This is a genomic window from Ruegeria sp. HKCCA0370, from assembly GCF_013033705.1.
Taxonomy (GTDB): Bacteria; Pseudomonadota; Alphaproteobacteria; order Rhodobacterales; family Rhodobacteraceae; genus Ruegeria.
Map to the genome: position 1 here is coordinate 129,434 of NZ_WQEP01000004.1, position 15,278 is coordinate 144,711.

Sequence of the window (15,278 nt, forward strand, 5' to 3'; positions counted from 1 at the left end):
AACATGAAAGACAACGTTTCCATCATTGGATCGGCCCATACCAACGTAAACCACGACAGCGCGGTCAAGCACGTCACCGGGCAGGCCGACTACACCGACGACATTGCGTTACCGGAAGGCGCGCTGCACGCGTATCTCGGCGTGTCAGACGTCGCACACGCCAAGCTTCTGGGTATCGATTTCAGCGACGTTCTGGCAACGCCCGGCGTGGTCGGTGTGCTGACCGCTGATGACGTGCCGGGGGCCAATGATATCAGCCCGACCCACCTGAACGACGAACCGGTTTTCCCGACCGACGCCATACAATTCCACGGCCAGCCGTTGTTTGCCGTGATTGCCGAGACCCGCGACATCGCGCGCCGCGCTGCGGAACGGGCAAATATCGAATACGAAACCCTGCCCTACGCGTTGGACCCGATCACCGCGCAGAAAGCAGGATACCCGCATGTCACAGCGCCCCTCAAGCTGGAGCGGGGAGACGTGGCACCGGCTCAGGCGGCCGCGCCCAACCGGATCAAAGGCCGCATGAGCGTTGGCGGTCAGGATCACATGTACCTTGAAGGTCACATCGCCTTTGCGATTCCCGGCGAAGACGACGACGTGGTGGTGCATTGCTCGACCCAGCACCCGTCCGAGGCGCAGCACATGGTGGCGCATGTCCTTGGGGTGCCGTCCAATGCGGTCGTGGTCAACGTCCGTCGCATGGGTGGGGGGTTTGGCGGCAAGGAAAGCCAGATGAACCTGTTCTGCGCAGTGGCGGCCATGGCTGCCAAAAAGTGGAACCGCGCCGTCAAAATCCGCCCCGACCGGGATCAGGACATGACCGCAACCGGCAAACGCCACGACTTCGTGATCGACTATGATGTCGCCTTTGACGATGAAGGCCGCATTCAGGCGGTCGAAGGCAGCTTTGCCGCGCGCTGCGGCTTTTCGGCAGACCTGTCCGGCCCCGTGACCGACCGGGCGCTTTTCCACGCGGACAACGCCTATTTCTATCCGAATGTGCGCCTGAACAGTCGCCCGATGAAGACCAACACCGTGTCGAATACCGCGTTTCGTGGGTTTGGCGGCCCGCAGGGCGTGATCGCGGCGGAACGGATGATCGAAGAAATCGCCTATGCCACGGGGCAGGATCCGTTGGATGTGCGCAAGGCCAATTTCTATGGCACCACGGACCGCAACGTGACCCCGTATCACCAAGAGGTCGAAGACTGCATTCTCGACCGGCTGGTCGGAGAGCTGGAAGAGACCTCGGAATACCGCCAGCGCCGTCAGGACATCATCGCGTTCAACAAGACATCGCCGGTTCTGAAAAAAGGCATAGCGCTGACACCGGTCAAGTTCGGCATTTCTTTCACTGCGACCTGGTACAATCAGGCCGGTGCGCTGGTGCATGTCTATAACGACGGGTCGATCCACCTGAACCATGGTGGCACCGAAATGGGCCAGGGTCTGAACACCAAGGTTGCTCAGGTCGTGGCCGAGGCCTTCCAGGTCGATTTCAACCGGATCAAGATTACCAAGACGACGACTGAAAAAGTTCCCAACACCTCGGCCACTGCGGCGTCCAGCGGGACCGACCTGAATGGCATGGCGGCGTTGAACGCGGTCGAACAGATCAAGGAACGTCTGGTGAAGTTCGCATCCGAGACCTGGAGCGTCTCGCCAGAGGAAGTGGTCTTCCACGCCAATCAGGTGCATATCGGTCAAGACGTACTAGCCTTCGATGCGTTCATCAAACAGGCCTATCTGGCGCGCGTGCAACTCTCGGCGGCCGGGTTCTACAAGACGCCAAAAATCCACTGGGACCGGGCCAAGGGACAAGGCCGCCCGTTCTACTACTTCGCCTATGGGGCGTCCTGTTCAGAGGTCACGATTGACACTCTGACCGGTGAATACCGCGTGGATCGCACCGATCTGCTGCACGACGTCGGACGTTCGCTGAACCCTATGCTGGACAAAGGTCAGGTCGAAGGCGCATTCATTCAAGGTATGGGATGGCTGACCACTGAAGAGCTTTGGTGGGACGATGCCGGCCGCCTGCGCACCCATGCCCCGTCGACATACAAGATCCCGCTCGCGTCAGACCGCCCGCGCATCTTCAACGTGAACCTTGCCGATTGGTCGGAAAACCGCGAGCTGACCATCAAACGCTCCAAGGCCGTCGGCGAGCCGCCGTTCATGCTGGGAATTTCGGTGTTCGAGGCCCTGTCGATGGCCGTGGCCTCGGTCGCTGATTACCGGGAATGCCCCCGCCTTGACGCGCCGGCCACGCCCGAACGTGTGCTGATGGCAGTCGCGCGGCTGCAAGCCGGGTCCTGAGCCATGGTTGCCCCGGATTCCCTGAACGAATTTCTGTCCGCGCAGCATAGCGTGATCCGCGTTGCGTTGACCCGAGTCCGCGGGTCTTCGCCGCGCAATGAGGGGACAGAAATGTTCGTCGCGCCCGGGGCGTTGTGGGGAACCATAGGCGGTGGACAATTGGAATTCCTCGCCATCAACGCCGCGCGGGACATGCTGCGTGACGGTGCGTTGCATCAGGATCTGGACGTGCCACTTGGCCCCGAGATCGGGCAATGCTGCGGCGGCCGGGTCGAACTGAACCTGTCCCGCATGCGTGCGTCCGACAAATGGGCCGCGACGGAACGCGCGGCCCGGAACGAAGATGCTTTGCCTCATGTCTATGTCATGGGGGCGGGCCACGTGGGGCGTGCCCTCGCCAATCAGTTTCAGCATCTGCCGGTACGCTGCATCCTCGTCGATACCAGACCCGAAGAGATCGCGCTTTGCGCCGCTGATGTCGAAACCCGGGTCAGCGCGATTCCCGAAGCCGAAATCTGGCGCGCGCCCGCAGGCAGCGCCTTTGTCGTTCTGACCCATGATCACGGGCTGGATTTTCTGCTGACGACCGCCGCGCTGGAACGAAATGACGCCGCTTATGTGGGGATGATCGGTTCCGCCACAAAGCGGGTAAAGCTCAGGAACTGGGCGCAGAAACACTGTGACGGACAGTCCATCGAACATTTGAAATGCCCCATTGGGGCTAGCGGTAGCCGCGACAAGCGGCCCAGCGTCATCGCCGCCTTCGTCGCGGCCGAAGTGATGGCTGAATTGACCTCTGAAACTGCCGCGACCGCCCTGACCGGGGCAAACCAGGCACCCCTGCGGGGCCACCATCACGACCGGAAAGGGAGATCGGCCTGACACCTGTCGAGCCAAACCGGTCACATCAGAGGAGGAGACCGTCATGGACGGGAGGACCTATGAATACAAGCTGTTTAGCCGCAGCGATTTCAGCGCTTTCTGGGCGCTGTTTACCGACAACCTTGTCAACTTGCTGATCCTGTCCGGGGTCTGCCAATTCGTGTTTCAAATGCCTGCGGACATCGTCTTTGGCCGCATCGTTCCCGGCGCTGCCATAGCGATTTTGGCCGGTGTAACCGTCTACGCATACCTCGCCAAATGGGCGGCAAACGCGCAGGGCAAAGACGTAACCGCGTTGCCCTACGGCATCTCGACGCCAGTTATGTTCGTCTACCTGTTCGGGGTGATCGGACCCATCTATTGGGCGACAAATGATCCAATGCTTGCCTGGCAAGTGGGCATCGGCGCCGGGTTCATGGGCGGCATCGTCGCGGCTTTGGGCGCGGTGGTTGGACCGTATCTCAAGCGGATCACGCCACGTGCGGGGATGCTGGGGACGCTGTGCGGCATTGCCCTGGTCTTCATCGGCTCTGTGCCGCTGGCCGAAGTGTTCGAGAACCCCATCATTGGCTTTACGTCGCTGCTGTTCATCCTCTGGGGGTTGATCGGCCGTTTCCGCCTGCCGGGCAATGTTCCGGCCGGCCTTGTCGCGATTGCTGCCGGTACCGTGATCGCCCTTCTGCTTGGCGAGTCCAAAATTGATGTCAGCGGCATCGGGTTCTACCCGCCGATCCCGTATTTCGGTGATCTGATCGCCGGTATGCAATACCTGTTCGCCAACCCTGAGCTGTTCCTGGTGCTGATCCCCGTGCAGATCTACAACTTCATCGAAACGATGAACAACGTGGAATCCGCCGAAGCGGCAGGCGACCATTACCCTGTCGGGCTCTGCCAGGTGACGGACGGCGCGGGCACGATGCTGGGTGCTCTGTTTGGTTCGCCATTCCCGACAACCGTTTACATCGGCCATCCGGCCTATAAACGGCTGGATGCCCATGCGGGGTATATTGTCGGTGTGGCCGTTGTAATTGCCGCCGCCGCCTTTCTGGGGTTCCTGTCCTTCCTCGCGGGGCTGATCCCGATCGCCGCAGCCGCACCGGTACTGGTCTTTGTCTCAGTCAGCCTGATCACTAACACCGCCTGGGCCGTTAAACCGATGCACATGGCTGCGGTATCCTTTGCGATCCTGCCCCATATCTCGGCCTTTCTAATGGTCAAATGGGGATCGTTGATGAACGCGCTGCGCAGCAGCGGTGTCGAAGGGCTGCCATCCTTGGGAGATCCTGATCTGACCTCGGCCCTTCTGATGGAAGGGGCTCATTACGAGGGGCACCTTGCCCTGAGCCAGGGGGCGATCATCACCGGTCTGGTCTGGGGTGCCATCGTGGCCGATGTGATTGACGGGCGCTTTCGGATGGCCGGCGCGTTTGCTGTCGCAGGTGGGCTGATGTCTTCGATCGGCATTATCCATTCCTACACGCTACAGATGCCTCAGTTCGACGGGATAACCATCGGATATCTGATCATCGGTGCGTTCCTGTACGTCTACCCGGTGTTCGCCCCCAAAGAGGATCTTGAGCATCGCATCATCGTACCGGACGAGCCCGACCTCATCGATGACGACTCACCCGCTCAACAGGCCTGATCGGCAACGGGGCAGTCGCATGGCTGCCCCAAAAACCATCCCTTCCCGTTCAATCGCGGCCGTTCAAGAGGCAGAGTTTGCCCTACGGTCGCTTGTTGATCTTTCTCTCGCCTATCTCCGAGCAGGGCATTTGGTTCGCACAGGTCTTGCAGAGGATCACCCTTGTGAACAACGCATCTGCGCCGCCTGGGCATCTTCCAACACGAACACGGGCGCCGCATCGGCTGGGTCACACAAAATAGACGACCACAGGTGATGTGCGCGGGGTCAAGACCCTCACCCGCAAGCCCCGCAATCGGCCAGGCGTGACGAATTTTGTCGTTTGCAGGCTTTTGTGTCGCTTTCCGGCTTGTTGCGGCAAGCTGGTGTGAACAAGAATACCTGCTAATGAAGAGTTGTTTTCCAAATCCCATGGACCGCCGTGCCACCGGCTGTGACCTTGTGATCCCAGCCTGATCTCAGGGCCTTTGGCCCATATGCATCACGCTGTGACTACGGATTTTTCGGATAACCTCATGACAACTCAAGCGCTGCGCCTGGCCATCGATATTGGCGGCACGTTCACGGATACGGTTCTTGTCTCTGGCGACGAGACGATACTTGCCTCGACCAAAACCCTGACCACACATCACAACCCCGCCGACGGGGCCATGCAAGGCGCAGCGCGCGTAATGCAACAGACAGGGCACCGTCTGAGCGAAGTCACCGGTTTCATTCACGGCACCACGCTGGCCACCAACGCGCTGATCGAAAAACGCGGTGCGGTCGTGGCAACCGTGACCACCGAAGGGTTCAGGGACATTCTGGAAATCGCCTACGAGCGGCGCTATTCGCAATACGACATCAATCTGGAAAAACCTGATCTGCTGGTGCCACGTGAGCGCGCGCTGACGGTCCGCGAGCGCGTTTCGGCGGATGGCAAGATATTGATTCCGCTGGAAGACACAGCCATCGACGCGCTGTTGAAGGACATCGACGCCAGCGGAGCGGAAGCCATCGCCATCTGCCTGATGCACGCATATGCAAACCCCGAGCACGAGCGCAGGCTGCGCGATACGCTGGTGGACAGGCGCCCCGATCTGACCGTCTCGATTTCGTCGGACGTCAGCCCCGAAGCGCGCGAATTCGACCGGCTGTGCACGACAGTAGCCAACGCCTATATCCAGCCTCTGATGGCAACGTATCTGGCCCGGTTTGTCCGACAATTCGAGGCCCAGGGCGTCACCTGTCCGATCTTGATGATGACAGCGGGTGGTGGAATGTGCACCATGCGAACCGCCGCGCGGTTTCCGATCCGGCTGGTGGAATCCGGCCCTGCCGGCGGTGCCATTCTGGCCGCCCGCGTCGCCGCCCGCGCCGGTCTGGATCAGGTACTGTCCTTTGACGTCGGCGGCACCACCGCCAAACTGTGCCTGATCGACAACGCCCGTCCCCAGACCTCGCGCCAGTTCGAGATTGCCCGCGCCGCCCGGTTTATCAAAGGATCCGGCATGCCGGTGCGTATACCGGTCATCGAAATGATCGAGATCGGCGCCGGAGGCGGTTCGATTGCCGGGGTTGACCGGTTGGGGCGGCTGACCGTGGGGCCAAAATCAGCGGGATCCGAGCCCGGCCCCGCCGCCTTCATGCGCGGCGGAACCGAACCTACGGTGACTGACAGTGATATTGCACTGGGATATATCGTACCGGACACGTTTGCCGAGGGGCATATTCAGCTTGATCCCGACGCTTCGAAACGAGCGCTGAGCCGGGTGATCGGGTCAAAGCTGGATCTGGATGCCGTAGGCGCCGCCGATGGCGTCAGCCGTATCGTCGACGAAAGCATGGCCAGCGCGGGTCGGATGCATGCGGTGGAATCCGGCAAGGACCTTGGCCCACGAACAATGATAGCGTTTGGGGGCAACGGGCCATTGCACGCCAGCCGGGTCGCGCGATCCGCCGGGGTCAGCCGCATCGTGATCCCGCCCGATCCCGGTGTCGGATCGGCTGTCGGCTTCCTGTTCGCTCCGGTGTCTTTCGAGATCGTCCGCTCGCGTTATACGTTGCTGGGCAGCATGGACCTGAACGGGATCAACACGCTGTTCGAAGCCATGATTTCCGAGGCAAGAGAGGTCGTCTTGCAAGGGGCCGGCGATGTCCCGACCCAGACGCTGCGCACTGCTTTCATGCGCTACCACGGACAAGGGCACGAGATCGAGATCACCCTTCCCGACCGCCCCCTGACCGCCGAAGATATCGAGCCGCTGACCGCTGCATTCGAACAGGAATACCGCAAGCAATTCTCGCGTCCGGTACCAGGAATGCAGATCGAGATTCTCAATTGGGCGGTGCGTGTCGCGACCTGTGACAGCGGCGTGCCGGCGGTTCCTGAAACGCCCCGGTTGAAGACAATCTCGGCGCCGGATACCCGTCCGATCACCTGTGACGTGGACGGAGTATCGAAACCAGCGGCCTTCGTTGCCCGAGCGGATCTGAAGCCCGGCGACCACCTTCACGGCCCCGCATTGATCACCGAACCGCAGACAACCACGCTCGTATCCGCCGACTTCTCGGCGCATGTGGATGCCATGGGAAACCTCGTCCTCGTTCAGGACCAGAAAGGAGGCGCATGATGTCGTCCGATCTTTCACACGATCTTTCGCCCGCCCGATTGCAGGTGATGTGGAATCGTCTGCTGGCCGTGGTAGAAGAACAGGGCCAAACCCTGATCCGCGCCGCCTTCAGCCCGATCGTACGCGAATGTGGTGACATCTCTGCAGGGATATTTGACGCCGATGGCCGGATGCTGGCGCAGGCCGTGACCGGCACGCCGGGGCACATCAACACCATGGCCGAGGCGGTGCAGCACCTGCGCCGGGCTTTCCCGGTTCAGACCACGAAGCCGGGCGACATCTACATGACGAACGACCCATGGCTTGCCTCGGGGCACCTGAACGATTTTCTGCTGATGATGCCCGCATTCAAGGATGGCAAGGTGGTGGGCTTTACCTCCTGCACCTCGCATCTTGTTGATCTGGGTGGGTTGGGCATGGGCCCCGAAGGTTCCGACATCTATGACGAGGGCCTGCTGATCCCGCCCTGCAAGCTGGTTGAACAGGGCACTCCCAACGCTTTGCTGCTGGACATCATCCGCGCCAACAGCCGCGAACCCGTCGCCAATGATGGCGACATCTATGCACTGATCGCCTGTTGCGAAGCCGGGGTTGCAAGGCTGCTGTCGATGATGGAGGAATTTAGCCTCGACGATCTGGAGACGCTCGGCTCGTACATCATCGACACGTCGCGCCGCGGCACGCTGGAGGCCATCGCCGACGTGCCCGAAGGTGTCTACAAGAATGTTCTGAAGATGGACGGCTATGAGAATGAGCTGGAGCTGCACGCCACCCTGACCGTAAGGAAGGACGGCATGCATGTGGATTTCTCTGGCACCTCGGGCTGTTCGCGCAAGGGCATCAACGTGCCGCTGAACTATGCCACCGCCTATACGGTGTTTGCCTTGCGCTGCATTGTCGGCGCGGACATTCCCAACAATGCGGGATCGCTGGAGCCGTTTACCGTTGACGGGCCAAAGGGCTGCATCCTGAACGCGCAGCGCCCGGTGCCGGTTGCGATGCGGCATACCCTGGGTCAGGTCACGCCCGATCTGGTTCTGGGCTGCCTGCATCAGGCCCTGCCCGATGCGGTCCCGGCCGAAGGCGCAAGTTGCATGTTCGACTTGCCCATGCGCCACGCACCCGAAGTGGCCCGTGACGGCGGTCGCGAATTCGCGGTGGAACCCGTGCACAATGGCGGAACCGGCGCGCGACCTCATGCCGATGGTCTGTCGGCCACGGCCTATCCGTCGGGCGTGTTCGGCAGTCAGGTCGAGATCACCGAAAGCGTCGCACCCGTGACGATCTGGCGGCGCGAACTGCGCCCAGATTCCGGCGGCGCGGGCAAGTATCGCGGCGGGCTGGGGCAGCGGATCGAGATGACCTCGTCCAACGGGGCGCCCTTTATCGTGTTCCTGTCGGTCGAACGGCTGAAATACCCGGCGCTTGGCCGTATGGGCGGCAAACCCGGCGCCCCCGGTCGCATCCGTTTCAGGGACGGTGCAAACGATATTCCGGGTAAAGGAGAATTGCGGGTGGAACACGGTGATTACCTGATCTTCGATACACCGGGCGGCGGCGGCTTTGGCGACCCTGCCGAACGCGACCCGGATGCGCTGGCACTGGACATCAAACGCGGGTTGGTAAGTGCGCAAGGCGCCAGGATTTACGGGGGTGACGCATGATCCGACCGGTTCCTTACGTTGGCGCCATGGGCGCTTATGCGCTGCCTGATCCGAACGGCGCAGGCACGATTTCACTGGCGCAGAACGAAAGCGCCTTTCCCGCAAGCCCCGCCGCCGTTGCGGCCGGGCAGGCAGCGCTGGCGGATCTGGCCCTTTATCCAGATCCGGAATGGGCCGAAATGCGCTCGGCCATTGCCGAGGTGCACAGGCTCGACCCCGCGCGCATTTTATGTGGGGCGGGCTCGATGGAACTGATTGGCTGTCTGATCCGCGCCTTTGCCGGACCGGGCGATCAGGTGCTGGGCACACAATATGGCTATGCCTTTGTCGCCTCGGCCACAGCACAGGCACAGGCCGAATATGTGGCAGCGCCCGAGGTCGATTTGACCGTATCGGTGGACGCGCTGCTGGCCGCTGTCACACCTGCCACCCGCATCGTGTTCGTCTGCAATCCGGGCAACCCCACCGGCACGCTGATCCCGAATGACGAAATTGTCCGCCTGCGATCGGATCTGCCTGGCGATACATTGCTGGTGGTGGACCAGGCCTATGCGGAATTTGCCGATGCCACGAACGATCCCGCGCAGATCTTTGCGCTGGTGGATCGGGGCGACACCGTGATCACGCGTACATGTTCCAAGGCCTACGGGCTGGCGGGGGCGCGGGCCGGCTGGGGCTGTTTCCCAAGCGAAATCTCGGGTGAGGTCCGCAAGCTTTTGAATCCCAACAATATCTCGATTGCCTCGCAGGCAGCGGCGGCGGCGGCGATGCGGGATCAGGCCCATATGCGCAACGTGGTCGCACGGACAGCCGAAATTCGGGACCGGTTTGCGCAGGAATGCCGCGAACTGGGCCTGAGCGTGCCGGAAAGCCACACAAATTTCGTGCTGATCCGCTTTGCCTCGACCGCGCAGGCACAGCGCGCCGACACGGCCCTGCGGGCTGAGCGCCTGATGATGCGCGGCATGGGCGGCTATGGTTTGTCGGACTGTTTGCGCGCCACGATCTGTGCGCCCGAGGTGATGGACAAGGCCCGCGACATCTTGAAAGGAGCGCTGACATGACCGAGACCCGCACAGCCGCCAAGATCGGTGTTCTGGTGCCCTTCACCAACACCAATCTGGAACCGGATATGGAGATGCTGCGACCACCAAACACCACCATCCATTTCCAGCGCATGGGCGGCTATGACGTGAATGAAATTCCCGGCTCGGATCAAATGGCAGGTTTGGGCGCTTCGGATATCAGCCACGATCTGCGGATGATCTCGGGGGTGCGGCCCGATGTGGTGCTGTACGGCTGCACCTCGGCCACCCTGACCCATGGGCCGTCTTTCGACGCTGAGCTGGCGCAACAGATCAAATCGGAATCCGGTGCGCTGTCGCTGACCGCGGCCGGATCATTGATCGCCGCAATCAAGGCACTGGGGGCCACGAAGGTCGGCTTTTCCTCGCCCTATCTGGGCGAAATCAACGTACAGGCGATGGATTTCATGGCCCAGAACGGAATCGAGACCGTTCGATGCGCCGATGTGGGCCGAAAGCTGGGCAATTACGGTCAGGGAGAGCTGACCCCGGACGACGTCTATGAACTGGCCTGTCAGGCCAATCACCCGCAGGCACAGGCCATAATTCTCAGCTGCACCGACATGCGTTCGGTCGAGGCGGTCGACCGGATTGAAGCAACGCTGGGCAAGCCGGTGGTCACCTCAAATCAGGCGATGATGTTCTGCCTTGTGCGGGCGCTGAACCTGCCGCGTCACGACGAGCTGCCGGGGCGATTGTTCGACCTGCTCTGACCGGATCAGGGCGCAAGGCGACAATGTAAAAAAGCAAGCTCACCTCGAACGGGTCTTGGATCAGCCAGACTTGTTCCCAGCTCCAATTCAACCTGTCCAGCGGGCGGCAAGACCGTCGCCGCGCCGTCATCAGGATCAAGGGTGCGGATGTGCCGGTCGGAATGCGTTGATACGGCAGCTTCGGCAGATTTTACGTCTGGTCGGCGGGGGCGTAGATCAACGCGCCAAGGTCTGAGAATTTCGAACCTGGCGCGCCCAGCCCCAGAACCGCATCACGAATGGCGGCGGCACGGGATGCACCCAGTGATGGTGTCGCAAATTCCATGAATTTGTCGATCACTTCTGCCTCATCCATTCGTGCCTCGGGTCCGCCGCGTGCATGTACGTCGCCCGACTCGAGTATCCGCCCGTCGGTCAGGGTGATGCTGACATCGGCGAACCGGCTTTCGGGGAAACGGTCGGAATGGCGTGCTGCCTCTGCAACCGAGATACGCTCGACGATCGAGGCGACCAGCGGGTCGGCCAGGCCCGCACCGGTGATGTTCTCAACTCCGATCCGGCCATGCGCAACCATTGTTGCGACGGCAAATGGCAGCGAATACTGCGCCTTGGACGTATCATCCGGCATGCCCCGGAAAAGGCAGGCGCTTTCCCGAAACGTGTTAACATGAATCGCGGCAATATCCCGGTGAGTCAGGTCGTTTTCACGCATGAGCGCACGGGTGGCATCAATTGCCGCGTGGGCCCAACGGCAGATCGGGTAGGGTTTGACATATTGATGCTCCATTTGCCAGAAATCGCCCAGATCTTGCCAATGGGGGGCAACGTCTGCCGCTTCGACGGTGATGGCCGGCGCCCCGGCAAAGCCTTTCTCGGCCAATACCGCTGAAGAAATGCCAACCAACGCACCCCAGCCCGAACCGTCATGCAGCATGGTGGGATTGGCGATCTCGCGCATCATCTGGCTGCGCGGGCCATGATATTCGGCAATCCCCATGGCCTGCCGCATCTGTTCGGCCGTCAAACCGCGCAAGCGCGCCGCCACGGCCACCACGCCAAGCGCGTTCCAAGCTCCGGATGTGTGATAATCGCTGACAGTGTCATGCAACGAAATGCCCGCGCGTCCCGCGACCTCGTATCCAACGATCACCGCCGCCAACGCTTCGGGGCCTGAAAAATCTTGAACGGTTTCAGCCAATGCCGCCAGTGCGGGAACGACGACAACCCCGATGTGGCCTTTGGTCGGATTGTATCCATCATGTCCGTCCAAATTGTCGGTCTGTGTGGCCGCTGCATAGGCCGCACCCGCGACGCTGACGCGTCGACCGTCGAAAAGCATGCGCGCGCTCAGCCCCGGGTCGCCCGCGCCAAACAGCGCTACCGCACTCTCGCGCGCAATCCGTCCGGCCTGCATCGGCCCCGATCCTATGGTGATCCCCAGCGTATCCAGCAGCATCAACGCCGCTGCCTTGCGTGCGGTATCAGGAAATTCCTGCGCGGCACGATTCAGCGCAAAATCTGCAACGGTCTGAAAGGTATCTGTCACGGTGTCCAGTCGAGGTTTTTCTTTCGGGTTCCGGTTACAAGAAAAAGCCTATGTGAGTTTGCGCATAGCGGCACGAAAACAATCATGGGGCAATGGCCCCGGATTATTTGTGACTAGGACCAGATCACATTTCGAGGCAGAACCATACGTGTGAGTCGCTCATGGGCAAGACAGCAAGCCCTGGGCTTATTAATTCTTTGCGATGTGCCTTGCCTGAGAAACGTCCGTCATGATGAATCTTCCACACCTGACCTTTCTTCGCTCGTTCGAAGCGGCGGCACGGCACCTGAGCTTTACCGCTGCTGCCGAAGAGCTGAACTGCACCCAATCTGCCGTCAGCAATCATGTCCGCTCGTTGGAAGAGTTTTTGCAGCGCCCCCTGTTCGTGCGCCATCCCCGTTCCCTGTCGCTGACAGATGTGGGCGAGGCCTATCTGCCGTCGGTGCGCCATGCCCTCCAGGAAATCAACGCTGCCACGCAATCGGTCATCGTGCGGTCGCATACCCGCAAAGTGGTGGTTTCTTGCCCGGTCAGTCTGGCCGAGAACTGGTTGCCGGATGTGATCCGTGGTTTCAACGCGGTGCATCCCGATATTGATCTGACGGTTCATGGCACTGTCTGGACTGATGTCGAACCAAATGTTTCGGACATCTCGCTGACAATCAATCATGTCGACGATGTGTCGCCGGACGCCCAACGTTTGTGGGTCGAAAAGCTGGCCTTGGTCTGTGCGCCCGGCTTTCTGGTCGATGGCGCGCCGCTGACCGACCCCAAGCAATTGCAGAATGCACCGCTGATCCACATCCTGGGCCGCCCCTCCTATTGGGAGCACGCGGCGCGGCATTTCGGGTTGTCCGATCTGAGCCAGAAGGGCGGGTTGCGGACGAATGTCTCGAATTTGGCGATGGAAATGGCCGCCAAGTCACTGGGATGCGTCGCCCTGCCCCGGTCGCTGGCCCGGTCCTATGTCGAGCGGGGGCTGCTGATCGAGCCTTTCCGGTTTGATCTGAACAGTCCCTGGACCTATTTCATGCGTCTCAAGGAAAAACCCGTTTCACCACCGGTCCGGCTGTTTCGGAACTGGCTGTTGCAAGCCGCCGCTGAAATGGACAGCTGATCGACCGGTCATTTGCCGGGGCATGTCACGCGGCCCCTATTTTCCCTTGCCAGCCAGCTTGTTGGTGGCGAGAACGCGCAATCACTTCCGCGCGTCATCAATACCCAAGGCAGGGGCTATTCCAGCCATCAACAGCACCCTCTGTGCAACCGAGTTTCGACACCAACCAGTTCTTCCTGATCCTCGGTTCCGCTGAACAAAGCGGACATGATCATGGTTTCGAAGGGCTTTGCACCATCTGCGCTTCTATTGCCTCAATATCCGCAAGAATCTATGGGATGCATCACGCAACTGCTGACGGCCATTGAAACCGGCGTCAGTTTCTTTGATTGTGCCCACGCCGTCCGTGGTAATTGGTAAGAAGGATTTTTGGATGCGTATTGCAATGATCGGCACCGGTTATGTTGGCTTAGTGTCCGGTGTATGCTTTTCGGACTTTGGTCATGACGTGATTTGCGTCGACAAGGCTGAGCAAAAGATCGACATGCTCAAGGCCGGAGAAGTACCGATCTATGAACCGGGCCTGGATGTGCTGATGGCAAAAAACGTTGCTGCCGGTCGCCTGAGTTTTTCAACCGATCTGAAGACGGCAGTTGATGGCGCCGATGCGGTTTTCATCGCGGTCGGAACTCCGACCCGACGAGGGGACGGCCACGCGGATTTGACCTATGTGATGGCGGCGGCAGAAGAGATCGCCCAAGCGGTTACTGGTTACACGGTCATCGTCACCAAATCGACCGTGCCGGTGGGAACAAACAGAAAAGTTCAGGAGGTCGTTGCGGCAACCAACCCCACAGCCGAATTCGACGTGGCCTCGAACCCTGAATTTCTGCGCGAAGGCGCCGCAATCGATGACTTCATGCGCCCCGATCGCGTCGTGGTGGGTGTGGAAAACGATCGCGCCGCCGAAGTGATGGCCGAGATTTACCGACCGCTTTATCTGCGTGACTTTCCGATCTTGACCACCGATCTGGAAAGCGCCGAGATGATCAAATACGCCGCCAACGCGTTTCTGGCGACCAAGATCACTTTCATCAATGAAATCGCGGGCCTGTGTGAAAAGGTCGGTGCGGATGTCAAGGAAGTTTCCCGCGGCATCGGTCTGGACGGACGAATTGGCAACAAATTCCTGCACGCAGGGCCGGGCTATGGTGGCTCTTGTTTTCCGAAGGATACCGCCGCGCTGGCGCGGATCGGGCAGGATCATGCATATCCGATGCAGATCACGGAAACCGTCATTCGGGTGAATGACGAGGTCAAGAAGCGGATGATCGAGAAAATCCGCGACGCCTGCGACGACCGCCTTAACGGCAAGACGGTGGCGGTTCTGGGTGTCACTTTCAAACCCAACACGGACGACATGCGCGACGCGCCATCACTGTCCATCATTCCCGCTTTGATCGGCGGAGGGGCCAAAGTGCGCGTCGTCGATCCGCAGGGCAAAACGGAAGGCGATGCGCTATTGCCCGGGGTCGAATGGTGCGACGATCCCTATACAGCGGTCCAAGGGGCTGACGTTGTGGTGTTGCTGACAGAGTGGAACGAGTTCCGCGCGTTGAACCTGACCGAGCTGGCCGGTTCCATGAACTCTGCCAGAATGGTGGATCTGCGCAATATCTATTCGAAGTCACAGGCGCTGAAATCCGGCTTTGAAACCTATGTCGGTGTTGGACGCTGAACGCACACCACCTG

Annotated in this window: 10 protein-coding genes; 9 read left to right on the forward strand and 1 reads right to left on the reverse strand. The window is 60.5% G+C overall.

Annotation, left to right across the window (positions count from 1 at the left end; genetic code table 11):
- The first annotated feature begins 3 nt into the window (after window positions 1-3).
- The 7 genes from xdhB to GOW31_RS10910 all read left to right on the forward strand — a co-directional run bounded on the left by xdhB (window position 4) and on the right by GOW31_RS10910 (window position 10,923).
- Window positions 4-2,322: a xanthine dehydrogenase molybdopterin binding subunit gene (gene xdhB, locus GOW31_RS10880; RefSeq protein ID WP_171169989.1), complete on the forward strand. Its 2,319-nt coding sequence runs from the start codon at window positions 4-6 to the stop codon at window positions 2,320-2,322.
- 3 nt (window positions 2,323-2,325) lie between these two features.
- Window positions 2,326-3,204, forward strand: coding sequence for a xanthine dehydrogenase accessory protein XdhC (gene xdhC / locus GOW31_RS10885; protein WP_171169991.1), 879 nt, complete (start codon window positions 2,326-2,328; stop codon window positions 3,202-3,204).
- 43 nt (window positions 3,205-3,247) lie between these two features.
- Entirely contained in the window at window positions 3,248-4,849 is a 1,602-nt protein-coding gene (locus GOW31_RS10890; protein ID WP_171169993.1) for a xanthine/uracil/vitamin C permease, read from the forward strand.
- A 515-nt stretch (window positions 4,850-5,364) separates the two neighbouring features.
- Window positions 5,365-7,461, forward strand: coding sequence for a hydantoinase/oxoprolinase family protein (locus tag GOW31_RS10895; RefSeq protein WP_171169995.1), 2,097 nt, complete (start codon window positions 5,365-5,367; stop codon window positions 7,459-7,461).
- Window positions 7,461-9,125, forward strand: coding sequence for a hydantoinase B/oxoprolinase family protein (locus GOW31_RS10900; protein ID WP_171169997.1), 1,665 nt, complete (start codon window positions 7,461-7,463; stop codon window positions 9,123-9,125). The genes GOW31_RS10895 and GOW31_RS10900 overlap by 1 nt, the downstream gene beginning before the upstream one ends.
- Window positions 9,122-10,189 (forward strand): histidinol-phosphate transaminase, encoded by a 1,068-nt coding sequence (locus GOW31_RS10905; RefSeq protein ID WP_171169999.1) that lies wholly within the window; start codon window positions 9,122-9,124, stop codon window positions 10,187-10,189. Before GOW31_RS10900 ends, GOW31_RS10905 begins: the two co-directional genes overlap by 4 nt.
- A complete protein-coding gene (locus tag GOW31_RS10910; protein WP_171170002.1) occupies window positions 10,186-10,923 on the forward strand; it encodes an Asp/Glu racemase in 738 nt (245 codons plus the stop codon). The genes GOW31_RS10905 and GOW31_RS10910 overlap by 4 nt, the downstream gene beginning before the upstream one ends.
- A 190-nt stretch (window positions 10,924-11,113) precedes the next feature.
- On the opposite strand, the gene GOW31_RS10915 is transcribed toward GOW31_RS10910, so the two are convergent.
- On the reverse strand, window positions 11,114-12,469 hold the full coding sequence (locus GOW31_RS10915; protein ID WP_171170003.1) for an MmgE/PrpD family protein: 1,356 nt from the start codon (window positions 12,467-12,469) through the stop codon (window positions 11,114-11,116).
- A gap of 232 nt (window positions 12,470-12,701) precedes the next feature.
- Between GOW31_RS10915 and GOW31_RS10920 the strand changes: the two genes are divergently transcribed.
- Window positions 12,702-13,586 (forward strand): LysR substrate-binding domain-containing protein, encoded by an 885-nt coding sequence (locus tag GOW31_RS10920; RefSeq protein WP_254441692.1) that lies wholly within the window; start codon window positions 12,702-12,704, stop codon window positions 13,584-13,586.
- 373 nt (window positions 13,587-13,959) lie between these two features.
- Window positions 13,960-15,264, forward strand: a complete 1,305-nt coding sequence (locus GOW31_RS10925; protein ID WP_171170007.1) for a UDP-glucose/GDP-mannose dehydrogenase family protein — start codon at window positions 13,960-13,962, stop codon at window positions 15,262-15,264.
- Window positions 15,265-15,278: the final 14 nt, after the last annotated feature.

Bases quoted from the DNA above. Each gene is read 5' to 3' on its own strand.
- xdhB (WP_171169989.1), top strand. From the start codon at position 4: ATGAAAGACAACGTTTCCATCATTGGATCGGCCCATACCAACGTAAAC.
- GOW31_RS10910 (WP_171170002.1), top strand. From the start codon at position 10,186: ATGACCGAGACCCGCACAGCCGCCAAGATCGGTGTTCTGGTGCCCTTC.
- GOW31_RS10925 (WP_171170007.1), top strand. From the start codon at position 13,960: ATGCGTATTGCAATGATCGGCACCGGTTATGTTGGCTTAGTGTCCGGT.
- GOW31_RS10890 (WP_171169993.1), top strand. From the start codon at position 3,248: ATGGACGGGAGGACCTATGAATACAAGCTGTTTAGCCGCAGCGATTTC.
- GOW31_RS10900 (WP_171169997.1), top strand. From the start codon at position 7,461: ATGTCGTCCGATCTTTCACACGATCTTTCGCCCGCCCGATTGCAGGTG.
- GOW31_RS10905 (WP_171169999.1), top strand. From the start codon at position 9,122: ATGATCCGACCGGTTCCTTACGTTGGCGCCATGGGCGCTTATGCGCTG.
- GOW31_RS10895 (WP_171169995.1), top strand. From the start codon at position 5,365: ATGACAACTCAAGCGCTGCGCCTGGCCATCGATATTGGCGGCACGTTC.
- xdhC (WP_171169991.1), top strand. From the start codon at position 2,326: ATGGTTGCCCCGGATTCCCTGAACGAATTTCTGTCCGCGCAGCATAGC.
- GOW31_RS10920 (WP_254441692.1), top strand. From the start codon at position 12,702: ATGAATCTTCCACACCTGACCTTTCTTCGCTCGTTCGAAGCGGCGGCA.